The organism is Fulvimonas sp. R45 (genome assembly GCF_030504985.1).
Taxonomy (GTDB): Bacteria; Pseudomonadota; Gammaproteobacteria; order Xanthomonadales; family Rhodanobacteraceae; genus Rhodanobacter_A.
The window spans coordinates 77,036-93,297 of sequence record NZ_JASERU010000011.1 but is presented as its reverse complement, the minus strand read 5'-3'; the positions used below and the strand labels follow the sequence as shown (position 1 = coordinate 93,297).

The 16,262-nt window shown below is 71.0% G+C and carries 14 protein-coding genes; 9 read left to right on the top strand and 5 right to left on the bottom strand.

The window, feature by feature from the left end; translation table 11 throughout:
• Positions 1 to 14: 14 nt before the first annotated feature.
• Positions 15 to 695 carry a YecA family protein gene (locus QMK61_RS11510; protein WP_302072351.1) on the bottom strand — a complete coding sequence of 227 codons (681 nt, stop codon included), beginning with the start codon at positions 693 to 695 and terminating at the stop codon, positions 15 to 17.
• The gene (gene xth, locus QMK61_RS11505) at positions 692 to 1,471 is read right to left on the bottom strand and encodes an exodeoxyribonuclease III (protein ID WP_302072350.1); all 780 of its coding nucleotides are present in this window, start codon (positions 1,469 to 1,471) and stop codon (positions 692 to 694) included. Before xth ends, QMK61_RS11510 begins: the two co-directional genes overlap by 4 nt.
• Before the next feature lie 82 nt (positions 1,472 to 1,553).
• Between xth and QMK61_RS11500 the strand changes: the two genes are divergently transcribed.
• From QMK61_RS11500 to QMK61_RS11460, 9 genes are all read left to right on the top strand, one after another.
• Positions 1,554 to 1,937, top strand: coding sequence for a GntR family transcriptional regulator (locus tag QMK61_RS11500; RefSeq protein ID WP_302072349.1), 384 nt, complete (start codon positions 1,554 to 1,556; stop codon positions 1,935 to 1,937).
• Between the two features lies 1 nt (position 1,938).
• Entirely contained in the window at positions 1,939 to 2,709 is a 771-nt protein-coding gene (locus QMK61_RS11495; RefSeq protein WP_302072348.1) for a CPBP family intramembrane glutamic endopeptidase, read from the top strand.
• Between the two features lie 88 nt (positions 2,710 to 2,797).
• The gene (locus tag QMK61_RS11490; protein WP_302072347.1) at positions 2,798 to 3,694 is read left to right on the top strand and encodes an ABC transporter ATP-binding protein; all 897 of its coding nucleotides are present in this window, start codon (positions 2,798 to 2,800) and stop codon (positions 3,692 to 3,694) included.
• Between the two features lie 70 nt (positions 3,695 to 3,764).
• The gene (locus tag QMK61_RS11485) at positions 3,765 to 5,276 is read left to right on the top strand and encodes a hypothetical protein (protein ID WP_302072346.1); all 1,512 of its coding nucleotides are present in this window, start codon (positions 3,765 to 3,767) and stop codon (positions 5,274 to 5,276) included.
• Positions 5,277 to 5,297: 21 nt separating this feature from the next.
• A complete protein-coding gene (locus QMK61_RS11480; protein ID WP_302072345.1) occupies positions 5,298 to 5,621 on the top strand; it encodes a hypothetical protein in 324 nt (107 codons plus the stop codon).
• A 55-nt stretch (positions 5,622 to 5,676) separates the two neighbouring features.
• A complete protein-coding gene (locus tag QMK61_RS11475; RefSeq protein ID WP_302072344.1) occupies positions 5,677 to 8,343 on the top strand; it encodes a pitrilysin family protein in 2,667 nt (888 codons plus the stop codon).
• A gap of 293 nt (positions 8,344 to 8,636) precedes the next feature.
• On the top strand, positions 8,637 to 10,688 hold the full coding sequence (locus tag QMK61_RS11470) for a S9 family peptidase (protein WP_302072343.1): 2,052 nt from the start codon (positions 8,637 to 8,639) through the stop codon (positions 10,686 to 10,688).
• 145 nt (positions 10,689 to 10,833) lie between these two features.
• Complete coding sequence (gene yjjJ / locus QMK61_RS11465; protein ID WP_302072342.1) at positions 10,834 to 12,225, top strand: type II toxin-antitoxin system HipA family toxin YjjJ; 1,392 nt, start codon at positions 10,834 to 10,836, stop codon at positions 12,223 to 12,225.
• Positions 12,222 to 12,815 (top strand): HAD family hydrolase, encoded by a 594-nt coding sequence (locus QMK61_RS11460; protein ID WP_302072341.1) that lies wholly within the window; start codon positions 12,222 to 12,224, stop codon positions 12,813 to 12,815. The genes yjjJ and QMK61_RS11460 overlap by 4 nt, the downstream gene beginning before the upstream one ends.
• 5 nt (positions 12,816 to 12,820) lie before the next feature.
• On the opposite strand, the gene QMK61_RS11455 is transcribed toward QMK61_RS11460, so the two are convergent.
• From QMK61_RS11455 to QMK61_RS11445, 3 genes are all read right to left on the bottom strand, one after another.
• Positions 12,821 to 13,903, bottom strand: coding sequence for a PA0069 family radical SAM protein (locus QMK61_RS11455; RefSeq protein WP_302072340.1), 1,083 nt, complete (start codon positions 13,901 to 13,903; stop codon positions 12,821 to 12,823).
• Between the two features lie 176 nt (positions 13,904 to 14,079).
• Entirely contained in the window at positions 14,080 to 14,655 is a 576-nt protein-coding gene (locus tag QMK61_RS11450) for an acetate uptake transporter (RefSeq protein WP_302072339.1), read from the bottom strand.
• A 157-nt stretch (positions 14,656 to 14,812) separates the two neighbouring features.
• Positions 14,813 to 16,222, bottom strand: coding sequence for a hypothetical protein (locus QMK61_RS11445; RefSeq protein ID WP_302072338.1), 1,410 nt, complete (start codon positions 16,220 to 16,222; stop codon positions 14,813 to 14,815).
• Positions 16,223 to 16,262 lie beyond the last annotated feature (40 nt).

Here is a 16,262-nt window from a genome sequence, read left to right as displayed (position 1 = left end):
GCGGGAACAGGCTCTCAGTGCACCCAGTGCCCGCTGCGCTGGCGCGGCGGCTGCGGGTCGTCACCCTCGGCGGCGCTGCGCTCGGCCATCGCATCCAGTTCGGCCTCGGTGGCGGGGTGCTGGTACCAGTAGTGGTTCACCGCCACCAGCACCGCCGGCAGCTGCGACAGGCAGTCGTCGTATTCCTCGTCGCTGAGCTTGTCGAACTCCGCCTCGGCGTTGAGGATGCCCTCGTCCACCGCCAGCGCCATCACCGGGCCGAGCATTTCCATCAGGTCGGGATCGTCGGCCAGGCGCTTCTCCCACAACCCCGCGCGCAGGTCGATGCCGCGGCTGAAGCCCTCGCACCAGCCGGCGGCGGACAGCGCCGGGCCGGTGTCGGTCTCCACCTCGCCGAGGATCGGCTCGTAGGCGTCCACGTCCAGCTCGGCGCCGATGGAATCGTTGAGCTTGGCCAGCAGTGCCAGCACGCGGTTGCCTTCGTCGGGATCGGCGAACGGCTCGTGCAGCACCTCGGGCAACCATTCCTCCGGCAGCACCTGCAGCGGTCCTACCGCTAGCGCGCTGAGCAGGCCGTGCACGCCGTCCAGCAGCAGGCGGCCGTCGCCCTCCTGCGTGTGGGCGCGCAGGTAGCGGTCCAGTTCGTCCAGTTCGTCGTCGTCGAGGGAGCTGGGCCAGTCGGTCTTGTCGCTCATCGGATGTCCAGTTCCACCGTCACCGGCGTGTGGTCGGAGGGGCGTTCCCAGCGGCGCGGCTCGCGGTCGATGCCGGCGGCGCGCGCGGCCGGCTTCAGGGCCTCGCCCACCAGGATCAGGTCGATGCGCAGGCCCATGTTGCGCCGGAACGCGGCCTGCCGGTAGTCCCACCAGCTGAAGTGCCCGCCTTCGGATTCGAACAGGCGGAAACTGTCGTGCAGGCCGAGCCCGGTGATCGCCTGCAGCGCCGCGCGCTCGGGCGGCGAGCAGAGGACGTCCTCGCCCCAGCCGGCCGGGTCGTACACGTCGCGGTCGTCCGGCGCGATGTTGAAATCGCCCAGCACGACCAGGCCCGGGTGGCGCTCCAGTTCGCGCGCGAGGAACTCGCGCACCTTCGCCAGCCAGCGCAGCTTGTAGTCGTACTTCTCGTCGCCGACCGCCTTGCCGTTGACCACGTACAGGTCGACCACGCGCACGCCGCCCACGGTGGCGGCGAGGATGCGCCGCTGCGGGTCGTCCAGGCCAGGGATGTCGGTGACCACGTCGGCGAACTCGGCCAGCCCGTCGCGGGCGAGGATCGCCACGCCGTTGTAGGTCTTCTGCCCCGCGTACACGCTGCGGTAGCCGGCGGCGGCCAGTTCGTCGACCGGGAACTTGGCGTCCTCCAGCTTGGTTTCCTGCAGCGCCACCACGTCCGGCCGGGCGTCGGCCAGCCACTGGGTGAGGTGCGGCAGGCGCACCTTCAGCGAGTTCACGTTCCAGGAGGCGATCTTCATGGGGGCATTGTAGAGGCATGCGCCCGGCCCTGCCGGAGGTCACGCTTGACTGCCGGCCATGTGTATTGTTGTATTGATACACATGGATGCCTCCCTGCTCACGATCCAGCCGAACGCGCCCGAGCCGATCTACCGGCAGATCGTCGAGCAGCTGCGCCGGCTGATCGCCGGCGGCCAGCTGTCGCCGGGCGAACTGCTGCCCTCGGTGCGCGAGGTGGCGGGCTTCCACGCGATCAATCCGATGACGGTGTCGCGCGCTTACGGCATCGCCGAGGGCGAGGGCCTGCTGGAACGCCTGCGCGGCAAGGGCATGGCGGTGGCCGCCACGCAGCGGGCCGCGCACACCCAGGCGCAGCGGCTGGCGCTGCTGGAACCGCAACTGCTGGCGCTGGCGCGCCACGCGCGCGAACTGGAACTGCCGCCCGAGCCGGTGCTGCGCCGGCTGTCGAAGCTGCTGGGGGAATGACATGCTCGCCACCTTCGCCACCGCCGCGCTTGCGCTCTACCTGCTGACTGCCGAACCGCTGCTGGGCCGCCGCGGCCACCGCCGCCTGCTGGCCGCGCTGGACGCGGGCGAGCCCGGCGCGCGGCTGCGCTTCTATCGCCAGTGGACCTGGCAGGGCTGGGCGCTGCTGCTGGCCACGCTGCTGGTGACCCTGGTGCTGGCCGGCTGGACGCCGGCGCAACTGGGCCTGCGGCTGCCGCACTGGCCACCGGGCTGGTCGCTATCGGGCGCCCATGGCGGACTGGTCGCGGGCTTCGTGACGGGCATCGCGCTGGCGGCCGTGGGCGGCCTCGCCATCGGGCTGGCGACGGCGCGACGGCGCGGGAAGGCGACACCGGCCCCGCGCATCGCCGGCGGTGACAGGCTGCTGCGCATGCTGCCGCGCGGCCGCGCCGAGCGCCGTGGCTTCGTCGTGCTGGCGTTCACCGCCGGCGTCACCGAGGAAGTGATCTGGCGCGGCTTCGGCCTGGGCCTGCTGTTCGCGCTGCTGCCGCACGCGCCTGTCGCCGTGCCGATCGCGCTGGCGTCGCTGGCCTTCGGCTGGGCGCATCTCTACCAGGGTTGGACCGGCATCCTGGCGACCGCCCTTCTCGGCGGCCTGTTCGCCTGGCTGTACTGGGCCACCGGCAGCCTGCTGCCGCCGATGCTGCTGCACGTGCTGGTCGACCTGCGCGCCGCGTTCCTGCCGATGCCCGTCGACGCGCCGCCCGCCACCGGGACGCCCGCGCCATGACACCGACATCGCGCCGCCACAGGGGCGCCGGTCACGCCACACCACCGCGGCACCCGCGCCGCCACTGATCGACACCGGGGGAAAGACCATGAACGCCATGCCGCAGGACATCACGCCCACCGCCGCCGCGCCACTCGCCGCGCGCGGCCTCACCCATTGCTACGAAGGCGGCAACGTGCTGTGCGGGGTGGACCTCGCGCTGGAGCCGGGCAGCGTGCTGGGCCTGATCGGGCGCAACGGCGCCGGCAAGTCCACGCTGATCCGCGCGATGCTGGGCCTGCTGCAGCCGCTGTCCGGCGAGGCGCGCGTGTTCGGCGAGCCGGCGCTGAGGCTGTCCGACGACGCCAAGGCGCGCCTCGCCTACGTGCCGCAGCAGCCCGAGGCGCTGGCCTGGCTCACCGCGCAGCAGATGCTGGACTACGTGGGCCGTTTCTACCCGCGCTGGGACGCCGCGTTCGCGCACAAGACGCTGGAGCGCTGGAAGATCCAGCCGAACAAGCTGCTGGCCAAGCTCTCGCCCGGCGAGCGCCAGCGCGTGGACCTGATCCGCGCGCTGGCCTCGCAGCCGGAGCTGCTGGTGCTGGACGAACCCGCCGCCGCGCTCGACCCCGTCGCGCGCCGCGAACTGCTGCGCGAGGTGGCGCTGCGCGCGGGCGAGTCCGGCACCACGGTGCTGTTCTCCACCCACATCGTCTCCGACCTGGAGCGCGTGGCCTCGGAGATCGCCTTCCTGCACGAAGGCCGCCTGCTGCTGCACTGTGGCGTGGACGAGACCAAGGAACGCTACGCCCGCCTTTGGCTGCCGGCGAAGACGAGCGCGGCCGCACCCGCGCAGGCGCTGGGGCGGCGCCGCCACGAGGACGGCAGCCTCAGCCTGGTGGTGGAACGCGACGCGCGTGGCCAGTGGCCGGAAGCGGCGCGCCTGCCCGGGGCACGCATCGACGCGTTGGGGCTGGAAGACCTGTTCGTGGAGATCGCCGAATGAACGCACTGCGACAGACGCGGCCGCACGCGGCACGCCCCAGCTCCTTTCTGCTGGGGGCTGAACGATGAACATGAACACGGCTGCCCGGTCCCGCCTCAGCTTTGCCGGCGTACTGCTCGCCCCCTGGCATTCGAGCCGCCGTTCGCTGCGCTGGCTCACCCTGGCCATCGCCCTGGCCTGCGGCCTCGGCGCCATCGCGTTCGGCGTGCTCTCGCCGAAGGCGGATTGGTGGATGGGCAGCACGCTCATCTACGCCATCGGCGTCGGTTACATGTGGGCATTCTGGATGCCCACGCTGTTGCTGCTGGCGATCGATGCGCGCCGCCTGTGCCTGCCGGGCATGCAGCGGGCGGCGGCGTACAGCGTGTGGCTGTACGCCGTGCCTACGCTGGCCGCGCCGATGCTGGCGCTGGGCTTATGCGGCACCGACCTGCGCTACGTGGCTGAGCTGGTGGCGCTGGCGATGGCCGGCGGCCTGGCCTTCGTGCTGCTGCCGCGCTGGTGCGCAATGACGCTCGTCTTCCTGCCTGCGCTGAGCAGCGGCCTGCGCCATCTCGTCCACCTGCCGCCATGGTCCGATCCGCGCTGGCTGGCGTGGGGTGGCCTGGCCCTGCTCGTGTTGCTGCTCGTCGATGCGCTGCGCTGGCGCCAACTGCTGCGCAGCGATTCGGACAACGAGCTTGGCCTCGGCAGCGCGATGCTGATGCAGATGCGCCGCCAGAGCATGGCGGGCGGCTGGAACGGGCTGCAGCAACTCGACAGCGGACAGATGATCCGCCAGCGCCCGGACTGGATGCAGCCCCGCGCCGATCTGCGCGGGGCCGGGCCGCAGTCGCCGGTGCGCGCGCTGCGGGTGGCGCTGGGCGGCTGGTACGTGCCGAAGACGCTGGCGGGCCACCTGCGCGCGGCGGCGCCGGTGCTGCTGCCGATGCTCGCGTACATCCCGGTGATGGCGATCATGCAGGCGGGCGAGCCCCGCCACGACCATGCCGTGCGGTCCATCCTGCTGGGCGTGGGCGTGGGCATGGTGGGCTGGTTGGGCGTCTTCGGCGGGCTGATGCTGGCCGCGATGGCGGCGTTGGTCGTCCACCAGCGCTGGAAGCGCGCGAATGCCGAATTGCCCCTGCTGGCATTGCTGCCGGGCCTGGGCGGCGGGACGGCCCGCCGTCACGCGCTGCTCCGCGCGGCCTTCGCCACGCCGATGCGGCTGCAGGCGCTGCTGCTGGCCGGCGTGCTGGCGACCGCATGGGCGATGCACCTGCCCGGCCCCGCGGTGCTGCTGGTGACGCTGGCCCAGCTTGGCGCGGTCGGCGCGATGGTGGCGCAGATGCTCTGCACGCTGGGGGGCTGCAGGCTGCGGGGGGGAGTGCTGGCGTCGATTTACGTTGTACTGACGGTGTTGTTCTGCCTCAGCACCTTCATCCCGCTGCTGAACGCGGACAAGCATCCATGGGACGGCCTTGCCCCGTTCGAGCACGCCTTGCTGGCGGGTTGGGCCGCGCTGGCCGCGATCCTGCTGTGGCTGGCCCGGCGTGGCTGGCGCGGGCTGCTGGCGCGGCCGCATCCGTTCCTCACGAATTGACATCGAATCCAGGAAAGCATCATGGCACTCGTCACCGTGACCCGACTGCAGCGGGAGTTCGGCATGCCGATACTCGAAGCGTCCACCCTCATCAACGAGCAGCGCGGCGTGGCGTCCAGGCGCCATCGCATGGCGTGGCTGGCGACCACGGTTTGCGCGCTCGCGTCGGGCGCGTCGGGCATCGCCGACCTGCATGGGCCGAAAGCCGTCGTCGAGACGCTCTGGCTGGCGTCCCTGGCGCTGGTGTTCCTGACGCTCTACCTCGTCCATCGCGACTCGCGCGAGCCGATCCTCGCGGCGGCGCGCGCATGGCGCACCGGCGCGCCGGGCGCCTCCTCCGAATGATTCCACCTCGGGGCGCGAGGCACGCGCCCGCTTTTCGCAATCACACAAGGACAGCATGATGAAGCAGCGAGCGCTCCGCCTCACCGCGGCGATTTCCCTGGCCCTGGCCGCCACCGGCGCGATGGCCGCCGCATCCGGCGACGTCACCCGCGCCACCCTCGACAACGGCCTGCGCGTGGTGATCGTGCGCGACCGGCTGGCGCCGGTGGTGGCCACGGAGATGAACTACCTGGCCGGTTCCGACGAGGTGCCGGCGGGCTTCCCGGGCACCGCGCACGCGGTGGAGCACATGATGTTCCGCGGCAGCCCCGGGCTGTCCAAGGACCAGCTGGCGGCGATCGCGGCGAACATGGGCGGCGCGTTCAACGCCGACACCACGCAGGGCGTGACGCAGTACTACTTCGTGGCGCCGTCGCAGGACCTGGACGTGGCCCTGCACGTGCAGGCGTTGCGCATGCGTGGCGTGGACATGAACCCGAAGGAATGGGACAAGGAACGCGGCGCGATCGAGCAGGAAGTCTCGCGCGACCTGTCCAGCCCGGACTTCAAGTTCTACACGCAGATGCTGCAGCAGATGTTCGGCGGCACGCCCTACGCGCATACGCCGCTGGGCACGCGGCCGTCGTTCGACAAGACCACGGCGACGATGCTGAAGCAGTTCCACGACACCTGGTACGCGCCGAACAATGCGATCCTGGTGATCGCCGGCGATGTCGATCCGGACGCCACGCTGGCGAAGGTGAAAGCCGAGTTCGGCGGCATCGCGAAGAAGGCGCTGCCGGCACGGCCCGCGTTCGACTTCGCGCCGGTGGCGGCGAAGACGGTCGAGCTGCCCACCGACGCGCCCTACGGTTCGGTCTACCTGGGCTACCGCCTGCCCGGCCTCACCTCGAAGGACTACGCCACCGCGCTGGTGCTGGGCCAGGCGCTGGGTTCGCAGCGCGCCGCGCTGGCCGGCATGCGCTTCGACGGCATCGCGCTGTTCGGCGGCTTCTTCGACCAGGCCATGCCGCAGGCCGGCGTGGGCATGGCGGTGGGCATCTTCCCCAAGGGCGGCGACCCGCAGCCGATCCTCAAGAAGATGCAATCCATCCTCGCCGAGGCGGCGAGCAAGGGCGTCGACCCGGCGCTGGTCGAGGCGGCCAAGCGCAAGGCCGTCGCCGCGCTGGAGTTCAAGAAGAACTCGGTGGACGGCCTGGCCAACGCGTGGTCGCACGCGCTGGCGTTCCAGGGGCTGGACTCGCCCGACGCGATGAAGCAGGCGATCGAGGCGGTGACGCCGGCGCAGGTGGACGCGCTGGCCAAGGCCAGCTTCGACCCCGCCCACGCGGTCACCGCCATCCTCACCCCCGAAAGCTCGGGCAAGCCGGTGGCTGGCAAGGGCTTCGGCGGCGCCGAGAGCTTCGCCTCCACGCCCAACAAGCCGGTCGAGCTGCCCGACTGGGCGGCCAAGGCCTTCGCCAGGCTCGAGGTGCCGCGCTCCACCCTCAAGCCGGCGAGCTACACCCTGCCCAACGGCCTGAAGCTGATCGTGCAGCCGGAATCGGTGAGCGACACGGTGGAACTCTACGGCCGCGTCAGGACCAACCAGGACCTGCAGGCGCCCAGGGGCGAGGAGGGCGTGGCCGAAGTGCTCGACGGCCTGTTCCCGTTCGGCACCGTGCACATGGACCGCCTGCAGTACCAGCAGGCGCTGGATGCCATCAGCGCCCACGCCAGCGCGGGCAGCAGCTTCTCGCTGTCGGTGCCGTCCGCGCACTTCGCCGAGGGCGTGAAGCTGCTCGCCGACAACGAGCTGCATCCCGCGCTGCCGGCGCAGGCCTTCAGCGTGGTGCAGCGGCAGACCGCGGGCGAAGTGGCCGGCGCGCTGCAGTCGCCCGGCTTCCTGTTCGAGCTGGGCCTGGGCAAGGCGCTGCTGCCGGCCGGCGACCCTTCGCTGCGCCACCCCACGCCGCAGGGCGTGATGGCGCTGACGCCGGACAAGGTGAAGCAGTACTACGCGCAGACCTTCCGTCCCGACATGACCACCATCGTGATCGTGGGCAAGGTCGATCCCGCGCAGGCGAAGCAGGTGGTGGAACAGGCCTTCGGCAGCTGGAAGGCCAGCGGCCCGAAGCCCGACACCGACTACGCCGCCGTGCCGGCGAACAAGCCCGGCAAGCTGCACGTGCCCGACGCCAGCGCGGTGCAGGACAGCGTGACCCTGGCGCAGACCGTCGACGTCACCTACGACGATCCCGCGCGCTTCGCCCTCAACCTCGGCAACCAGGTGCTGGGCGGCGGCTTCTATGCCTCGCGCCTCACCCGCGACCTGCGCGAGAAGCACGGCCTGGTCTACACCGTAGGCGTGGGCCTCGACCCGGACAAGCACCGCGGCACCTACAAGGTGTTCTTCGGCTGCGACCCGGACAAGGTCGGCGCGGCCACCGCGATGGTGCTGCACGACCTGAAGCAGATGCAGCAGCAACCGGTGAGCGATACCGAGCTGAAGCAGGCCAAGGGCATCCTGCTGCGGCGCATCCCGCTGGGCGAATCCAGCTTCGACGCCATCGGCGGCCAGCTGCTCACGCTGTCGCTGCAGGGCAAGCCGCTGGACGCGATGACGATCGCCGGCCGGCACTACCTGGAACTGACCGCGCCGCAGGTGCAGCAGGCGTTCGCGAAGCACCTGCGTCCGGACGGCTTCGTCACCGCGGTGAAGGGGCCGGCACCGAAAGGCTGAGCCCCGCCGCTTCAAGCCCCTCTCCCGCAGGAGAGGGGTTGGGAGGGCTCGGCAACACCGCCACGCCCTGCTTCGCCCGAACCCTCTCCCGCCTGCCGGCACCCTCTCCCACGAGTGGGAGAGGGACTCATCCGGGGAGGTGCCGGGAAGGGACGGACGGTCGCGACCACGCTTCGATCGGGCTTTCGCAGGAACATGCGAAACGCCACCGATCCGACCAAACCAATCGCACTTGCATCGACCTGGCGCCATGCGCTTAGGTGCCGGTTTTCCCCACGTACCGAGGCGGCGCCATGCTGAAACCTGCCCACCTGCTGCTGCCCCTGCTGGCGGCGGCCTTCGTTCCCGCGGCGTTCGCCGACACGCCCGCGCAACACGCCACCGACCCGCGCATCGAACACCTGCTGGCGCAGTTGGACCAGGTGCAGCGGATCGGCGCGGTGGCGCTGTCGCCGGACGGCACGCACCTGGCCTGGACCGTGTCCGGCAAGGGCAAGCCGGTGATCCAGCTGGCCGACGCCGATGGCCGCCACGCGCACGCGCTGGACGTGGGCGCGGCGCTGGCCGGTTGCGGCAAGCGCGACCTGGCCTGGTCGCCCGATTCGCACGGCCTGGCCTTCATTGCCGACTGCGGCCACGACCTCACCAATACCCAGGCGATGCACAACGACGTCTACCTCGCCGACGTGGCCGGCACCGCCGCGCCGCGCCGGCTGGCCGAGCTGGCCGGCTACGCCCGCGCACTGGCCTGGACCAGGGACGGCAAGTCGCTGGGCTTCCTCTACGTGCCCGGCGCCACCCGCCACGCCAGCGCCACCGCGGCCGGCAAGCCGCAGGTGGGCGTGATCGGCGAGGACGCGCACGAGGAAGTGCAGCGCGTGGCCCGCCTCGACGTGGCCGACGGCAGCGTGCACGTGCTGACGCCCGCGTCGCTCTACGCCTACGAGTTCGACTGGGCGCCGGACGGCGCGCGCATCGCCTACACCGCCGCGCCGCCGCCGGGCGACAACAACTGGTGGGTGGCGAAGCTGTACGTGCAGGACGCGCGCGACGGTGCCGCGCCGCGCGTGGCGGTCGACCCGTCCACCGCGGCAGGCTCGCTGCATGGCCTGCAGATGGCCTTGCCGCGCTGGTCGCCGGACGGCACGCGGATCGCCTTCATCGGCGGCCTGATGAGCGACCAGGGTGCCACCGGCGGCGACCTCTACAGCGTGCCGGCGGCGGGCGGCGTGGCCAGCGACCTCACCCCGGGCATCGCGGTGACGCCGTCGTGGTTCGCCTGGACCGGCAACGACGCGCTGCTGGTCAGCCAGAACGCGAAAGGCAAGGTGCAGCTGGCGCCGTACACCGTGCAGGGTGACCACGCCACCGCGCAGGCGCCGTACTTCACCGTGCCCGCCATGATCGGCGACGGCAGCGCGGTGCTGGCGGTCTCGCTGTCCGCCGACCACGCCCGGGTGGCCTTCGAGCAGAGCTCCTACGAACAGGCCCCCGAGGTGCACGCCGGCCCGCTCGGCCACGCGCCGCCGCCCGCGGTCACCGCGATCAACGCCGCGCTGAAGCCGGCCTGGGGCAAGGCGGTGTCGGTGGAGTGGACCAACGAGGGCCGCCACGTGCAGGGCTGGCTGCTGTACCCGGCCGACTACGATCCGCACAAGACCTACCCGATGATCGTCAGCGTGCACGGCGGCCCGGCCTGGGGTGTGCTGTCCAGCTGGCCCGGCACCGGCGCGATGTACGCCGCCACCGGCTACTTCCAGTTCATGCCCAACCCGCGCGGCAGCTACGGCCAGGGCGAGGCCTTCGTGCAGGCCAACCGCAAGGACTTCGGCTACGGCGACCTGCGCGACATCCTCGCCGGCGTCGACGCGGTGGAGAAGATGGCGCCGGTGGACGACCATCGCCTCGGCCTCACCGGCTGGAGCTACGGCGGCTTCATGAGCATGTTCGCGCCCACCCAGACCCAGCGCTTCCGCGCGGTGGTCGCCGGCGCCGGCATTTCCGACTGGCAGAGCTACTACGGCGAGAATCGCATCGACCAGTGGATGATCCCGTTCTTCGGCGCCTCGCTGTACGACGACCCAGCGGTGTACGCGAAGAGCTCCGCCATCACCTACATCAAGCAGGCGAAGACGCCGACCCTGATCATCGTCGGCGACCGCGACGAGGAATGCCCCGCGCCGCAGTCGTTCGAGTACTGGCACGCGCTGCACACGCTGGGCGTGCCCACTCAACTGGTGGTGTACCAGAACGAAGGCCACCACTTCGCCGATCCCAAGCACGCCCGCGACGTGCTGCAGCGCTCGCTGGACTGGTTCGCGAAGTACCTGCCGGCGTCGAAGTAGCGCACTGCGTGGCCGGCTTCCCGGCGACGGGAGGCCGGCTTGCGGCATTCAAGGAATCTATTCAAGAATTAGCCATAGGAACCAGGCAAACCGTTAAATATAAAGCGATTTGACTCGAAGTATCTATTCAAGTACCTATTCGTGCATGGCTCATCCAGCCCCTCCGACCGGGCGCCTGCTCGACCTCCTGCGCCTGCGCAGGGTCGCCAGTGCGCGCGAACTGGGCGAGGCCTTGGGCGTCAGCCAGCCCAGCATCTCGCGCGCACTGGCCACGGCCGGGCCGCGCGTGGCGCGTATCGGCAAGGCGCGGCGCAGCCGCTACGCCGCGGTGCGCGACGTGCGCGGCCTGGGCACGCACTGGCCGCTGTACCGCATCGACGCCCAGGGCCGTCCACATGAATTCGGCCGGCTGACCGCCCTGCACGGCGGCGGTTGCCTGGTCGCTGCCGCATCGCCGCCCGACTGGCTGCAGGGTGAATTCGCCGACGGGCTGTTCCCCGGCCTGCCGTGGTTCCTCGACGACCAGCGCCCGCAAGGTTTCCTCGGCCGCCAGTTCGGCCAGCGCTGGGCAAGCGAGCTGGGCCTGCCCGCCGAGATCCTGCGTTGGAACGAAGATGCCGTGCTCGCCGCCCTGCTGCTGCGCGGCGAGGACGGGCCTGGCGATTTCGTGCTGGGCGACGCTGCGCTGGAACGCGCGTTGCGCGCCGAACACGACGCCATACCCGCGGCCGCGCGCCATCGCCGCTACGCCACACTGGCGCAGGCTGCGCTCGCCGGCGAAGCTGTCGGTTCCTCCGCGGCGGGCGAACAGCCCAAGTTCACCGCCTGCGTGGCCGACGCCGACGGCGGACTGCGCCACGTCATCGTGAAGTTCAGCGAACCGGTCGACGAACACCCGGGCGCACGCCGCTGGGCCGACCTGCTGGTCTGCGAACACCTGGCCGCAGCGCTGCTGGCTGAACACGGGCACGCCAGCGCGCGCACCGAGCTGGTCCGGTCGCAGGGCCGGCTGTGCCTGGAAGCCACCCGCTTCGACCGCATCGGTACGCATGGCCGGCGCGGCTTCGTCACCCTGGCCGCGTGGAGCGACGCCCAAGACGGCGAACGCGACGACTGGGCAGCCGCGGCGGCACGCATGCGGCAAGGCGGCTGGCTCGATGACGACACGCTGACGCAGGTGCAGCGGCGCTGGTGGTTCGGCCGCCTGATCGGCAATGCCGACATGCACTTTGGCAATCTCGGCTTCTTCCTCGACGGTGCGCTGCCGCTGAAGCTGGCGCCCAGCTACGACATGCTTCCCATGTTGTACCGCCCTGCCGCCAACGGCGCCGTGGTGGCGCGCAGGCTCGACCCGCCACCGCCCACGCCCGCCATCCTGCCGCACTGGCGCGTGGCAGCCGCCTGGGCCGGCCAGTTCTGGCGACGCGTGGCGCAACGCAGCGACATCAGCGACGACTTCCGCCGCCTCGCCGACGCCAACCACGCCACGCTGGAAAGCTTGCGCCAGCGCTTCGACACGGGCGACGACAACGCATGAACCTGGCCCTGTTCGATTTCGACGGCACCCTCACCACCCGCGAGACCTTCGGCGATTTCATCCGCTTCGTGGTGGTGCCGCAGCGGCGTGCGCTGGGCGCCCCGCTGTTCGCGCCGATGCTGGCCGGCTACAAGCTGGGGCTGGTATCCGGCACGCGCATCCGCCAGGCGGTGGTCGCCTTCGGCCTCCGCGGCCTGACCGCGGAACACGTGCGGATCGCCGGCGAACGTTTCGCCGCCGAAGTCCTGCCCGGCGTGCTGCGCCCCGAAGCGATGCGGCGCGTCGCCTGGCACCAGTCACAAGGCGACCGGGTGGTGCTGGTCTCCGGCGGCCTGGATGCCTATCTCGCGCCCTGGTGCCGGCAGCACGGCATGGAGCTGGTCTGCTCGCGGCTGGAAAGCCGCCGTGACCGCCTCACCGGCCGCTACCACGGAGCGCAATGCGTGGGTGAGGAAAAGGCCCGCCGCGTGCGTACGCACCTCGACCTCGCCGCCTATCCGGTCTGTCACGCCTACGGCGACACGCACGAAGACGAGGCGATGCTGGCGCTGGCGCAGAGGCGCTTTTATCGCGGCGTCGAAAGGACGTGACCGGATCAGAACAGCTCGCCCTGCGGCGACGGCCTGCGTGGCGGCACGAAGCGTGAGGTGTCCAGCTTGAGTTCGCGGGCGCGGCCGAAGCCGTGCCTGCGGCAGGCGACCTCGAAGCGCTTGCGCAGCAGCTCGGCGAACACGCCCTGGCCGCGCATGCGGGTGCGGAAGTCGCTGTCGTAGTCGCGGCCGCCGTTCATCTGGCGCACCAGGCTCATCACGTGCTCCGCGCGCTGCGGCGCGTGCAGCGCCAGCCACTCGCGGAACAGCGCCTTCAGTTCCCACGGCAGGCGCAGCACGGTGTAGCCGGCGCAGCGCGCGCCGGCTGCGTGCGCGCGCTCCAGCACCGCTTCCATGTCCCTGTCGTTGAGCGCGGGGATGATCGGCGCCACCAGCACGCCCACCGGCACGCCGGCCTCGGCCAGCGCGGCGATGGCCTTGATCCGGCGGTGCGGCGCGCTGGCGCGCGGTTCCAGTTTCGCGGCGAGGTGGTTGTCCAGCGAGTTCACCGAGACGAACACCTGCACCAGTTGCGCGCGCGCCATCGGCGCGAGCAGGTCGAGGTCGCGCTCGACCAGCGCGTTCTTGGTGACGATGGTGCACGGATGGCGGCATTCGGCCAGCACCTCCAGCGCGGCGCGGGTGAGCCGCCACTTCTTCTCGATCGGCTGGTACGGGTCGGTGTTGCTGCCGATGTTGATCGGCTTCGGCACGTAGCCAGGCCTGGCCAGCTCGGCGCGCAGCACCTCGGCGAGGTTGCCCTTGGCGCGGATCTTCGTCTCGAAATCCAGCCCCGGCGAAAGATTGATGTAGCTGTGGCTGGGCCGTGCGAAGCAGTAGATGCAGCCGTGCTCGCAGCCGCGGTAGGGGTTCATCGCCTGCTCGAAGGCGATGTCGGGCGAGTCGTTGCGGGTGATGACGCTGCGCGCGCGCTCGTCGGTGACCTCGGTGCGCGGGCGCGGCGCAGCCTCGTCCAGCAGCAGGCTCTGCCAGCCGTCATCCTCGGCGTGGTGGCGGATGGATTCGAAGCGCCCCTCCGGATTGGAGGCGGCGCCGCGACCCTTGTGGGCTTGGGGCAAGGCGGTCATTCCGGCAGTGTGCGCCGGAGGTGTCTCAGGATGGGCGACATCCCGCCCTGCTGCGGATCCGGTGCCCTCCCCTGCAAAGCAGGGGGTGAGGTGAGGTCAGCCAACCTCGCGGCAAGCCCGACTACCCCCTCCCGGCCTCCCCCTGCGCGCAGGGGGAGGAGTGAAAGCAGGGCGCCTCAGCCGCGCGGCGTTCCCACCGGCAGCACGATACGCTGCTGGTTGTCGTTGATGATCTCGGCGGCGGACAGGTAGAACGCCAGCGCGGCGGTGAGCAGGCCCATATAGCCGCCGGCCTGGTGCAGGCCCGGCATGCCGGTCCACTCGCCCGCCGCGAGCAGGAAGAACGTGATCCACAGCGCGAGGAAGATCGACTGCAGCGCGCGCGGCGCCCTGAACGTGCCCAGCCACATGTAGAAGGTGAACACCCCCCACAGGAACAGGTACCAGCCCACGAAGGCGGCGGGCACCTTGTCGTGCAGGAACAGCACGAACAGCGCGAACGACCACCAGAACGCGCCGTAGCTGAGGAAGGCGGTGGCGCCGAAGGTGTTGCCGCGCGGCAGCTCCATCACGCCGGCGATGGCCTGGGCGGTGCCGCCGTAGGCCAGGGCGCAGGCCAGCACCAAGCCCATGCCGTCGCCGCTGAACCAGCCGGCGTTGATCATGCTGAGCAGCCAGGTGGTCAGCGCGAACCCGGCCAGCCCCAGCGGTGCCGGGTTGGAAAACTTCGCTTGCGTGCTTGCGTCGCTCATCGTGGTGTTCCCCAGGTGGTCTGGACGGTGGCGTGGTGGGACCGTCCGCGGCGCGCGGCGCGCCGTCCACGCGCCGCGCATCGGTTCGTGTCGTCGCGGGCATGCCCTGCTGCCGTGGATGAAAGGCGGCGGCGCCACCCCGGCGCCGCCGCCACGCTCAGAAGTGGTACAGCCCGCTCAGGCTGACCTGGTTGCCGCTGGTGGTCTTGCGGTCGGTGCCGTTGCTGGTGGTGTCGAGCTTGCCGTACAGCCACTCGACGCCGAGCTCGTAGGCGCCGGCGGCGTATTCAAGGTTCAGTCCCGCCTGGCGGCTGCGCAGCAGGCCGGTGGAGCCGTGGCCCATCCAGCGGATCACGTCATTCCGGTTGAGCTTGCTGGTGGCGTAGAGCGCGTTGAGGATCCAGTTCGGCGTGAAGCTGTAGCCTGCCTGCAGGTAGCCGCCGGTGTCCTTGATGTCGCCGAACTGCGACAGGTCGCCGAACAGCTGGCCGATGCCGCGGCCGGTGTAGGCGTTCGCCCGGAACACCCACGGGCCCGGCTTCCACTGGCCGCCCAGCTCGTAGGCCGTGCTCTTCACCTCGGATTTGACCGGCGTCGGCGCGGTGCCGCCCACGCCGCGCAGGTCGACGCGGCTGTAGTGCGCCACCGCGTAGGCCAGCCAGTCCTTGCCCTGCGCGTGCAGGCGCGCCTCGACCTGCGGGCGGAAGCCGGCGTTGCCCGCGGTCAGGTAGTTGGTGTTGTTGACCGCGCCGTCGGGCCCGTTCCACGAACCCTCGAACGCGCCCAGGTCCAGCCGCCACTTGATGCCGCTGTCGCTGCCGTGGTTGAGGTCCTGCATCCACACGATGCCGGGGAAGCGCCAGCCGATCATGCCGGTGCCGAAACCCAGCGGGAAGGCGATGTGCGACAGCGAGGCGGTGACGTTGTCGAGCGGGAACAGCAGCTCCCATTGCTGGCCGATGCGCACCGTGCTGCCGGTATTCGGATTGGTCAGGTCCATGTAGGCCTGGCGCAGGCGCGGCGTGGGCTGCTGTTGGCTGTACGCGCCGGTACCGTTGTAGCCGCCGAAGAAGTCCATCTCGATGCGGCCGCCGCCGACCCAGTCGCCGGCCAGCCTGGCGCCGCTGAAGTCGAGCCAGAAGCGCGTGTTGCGCACGTCCACGCCGCTGAGCGAACCCTTCGAGCCGGATAGCGGGTACTCGGCGTTGGTGCCGTTGCCGTAGGCGAAGCTCTTGTTCTGGCTGAAGGCGCTGGCGCCGATGAAGCCATGCAGCGCCACCGACACGCCCGGTGCGCTGCTGAACACCGGTTTGGCCGGCGCCGGCGCGGCGGCCACGTTCTGCGCGGGCGCCGCCGGCGGTGGCGCGGCTTTCTGCTGCTGCTGCGCCTGGATCATGCTCTTGAGCTGCGCCAGCTCCTGCTCGAGCTGGTTCACGCGCTGCTCCAGCTGCTGCTCGCGCGCGTTGGCGGCGCCCGTGGTCTGGGCCTGCGCTGCCAGCGGCAGGCCGAGGGCGCAGGCGACGCCGAAGGCCAGCGCGCGGACGCGACGATGGTGGGACGGAATCATGCGGACGGCTCTCCCCGGTCGATGGCGGCCCGAGCATGGT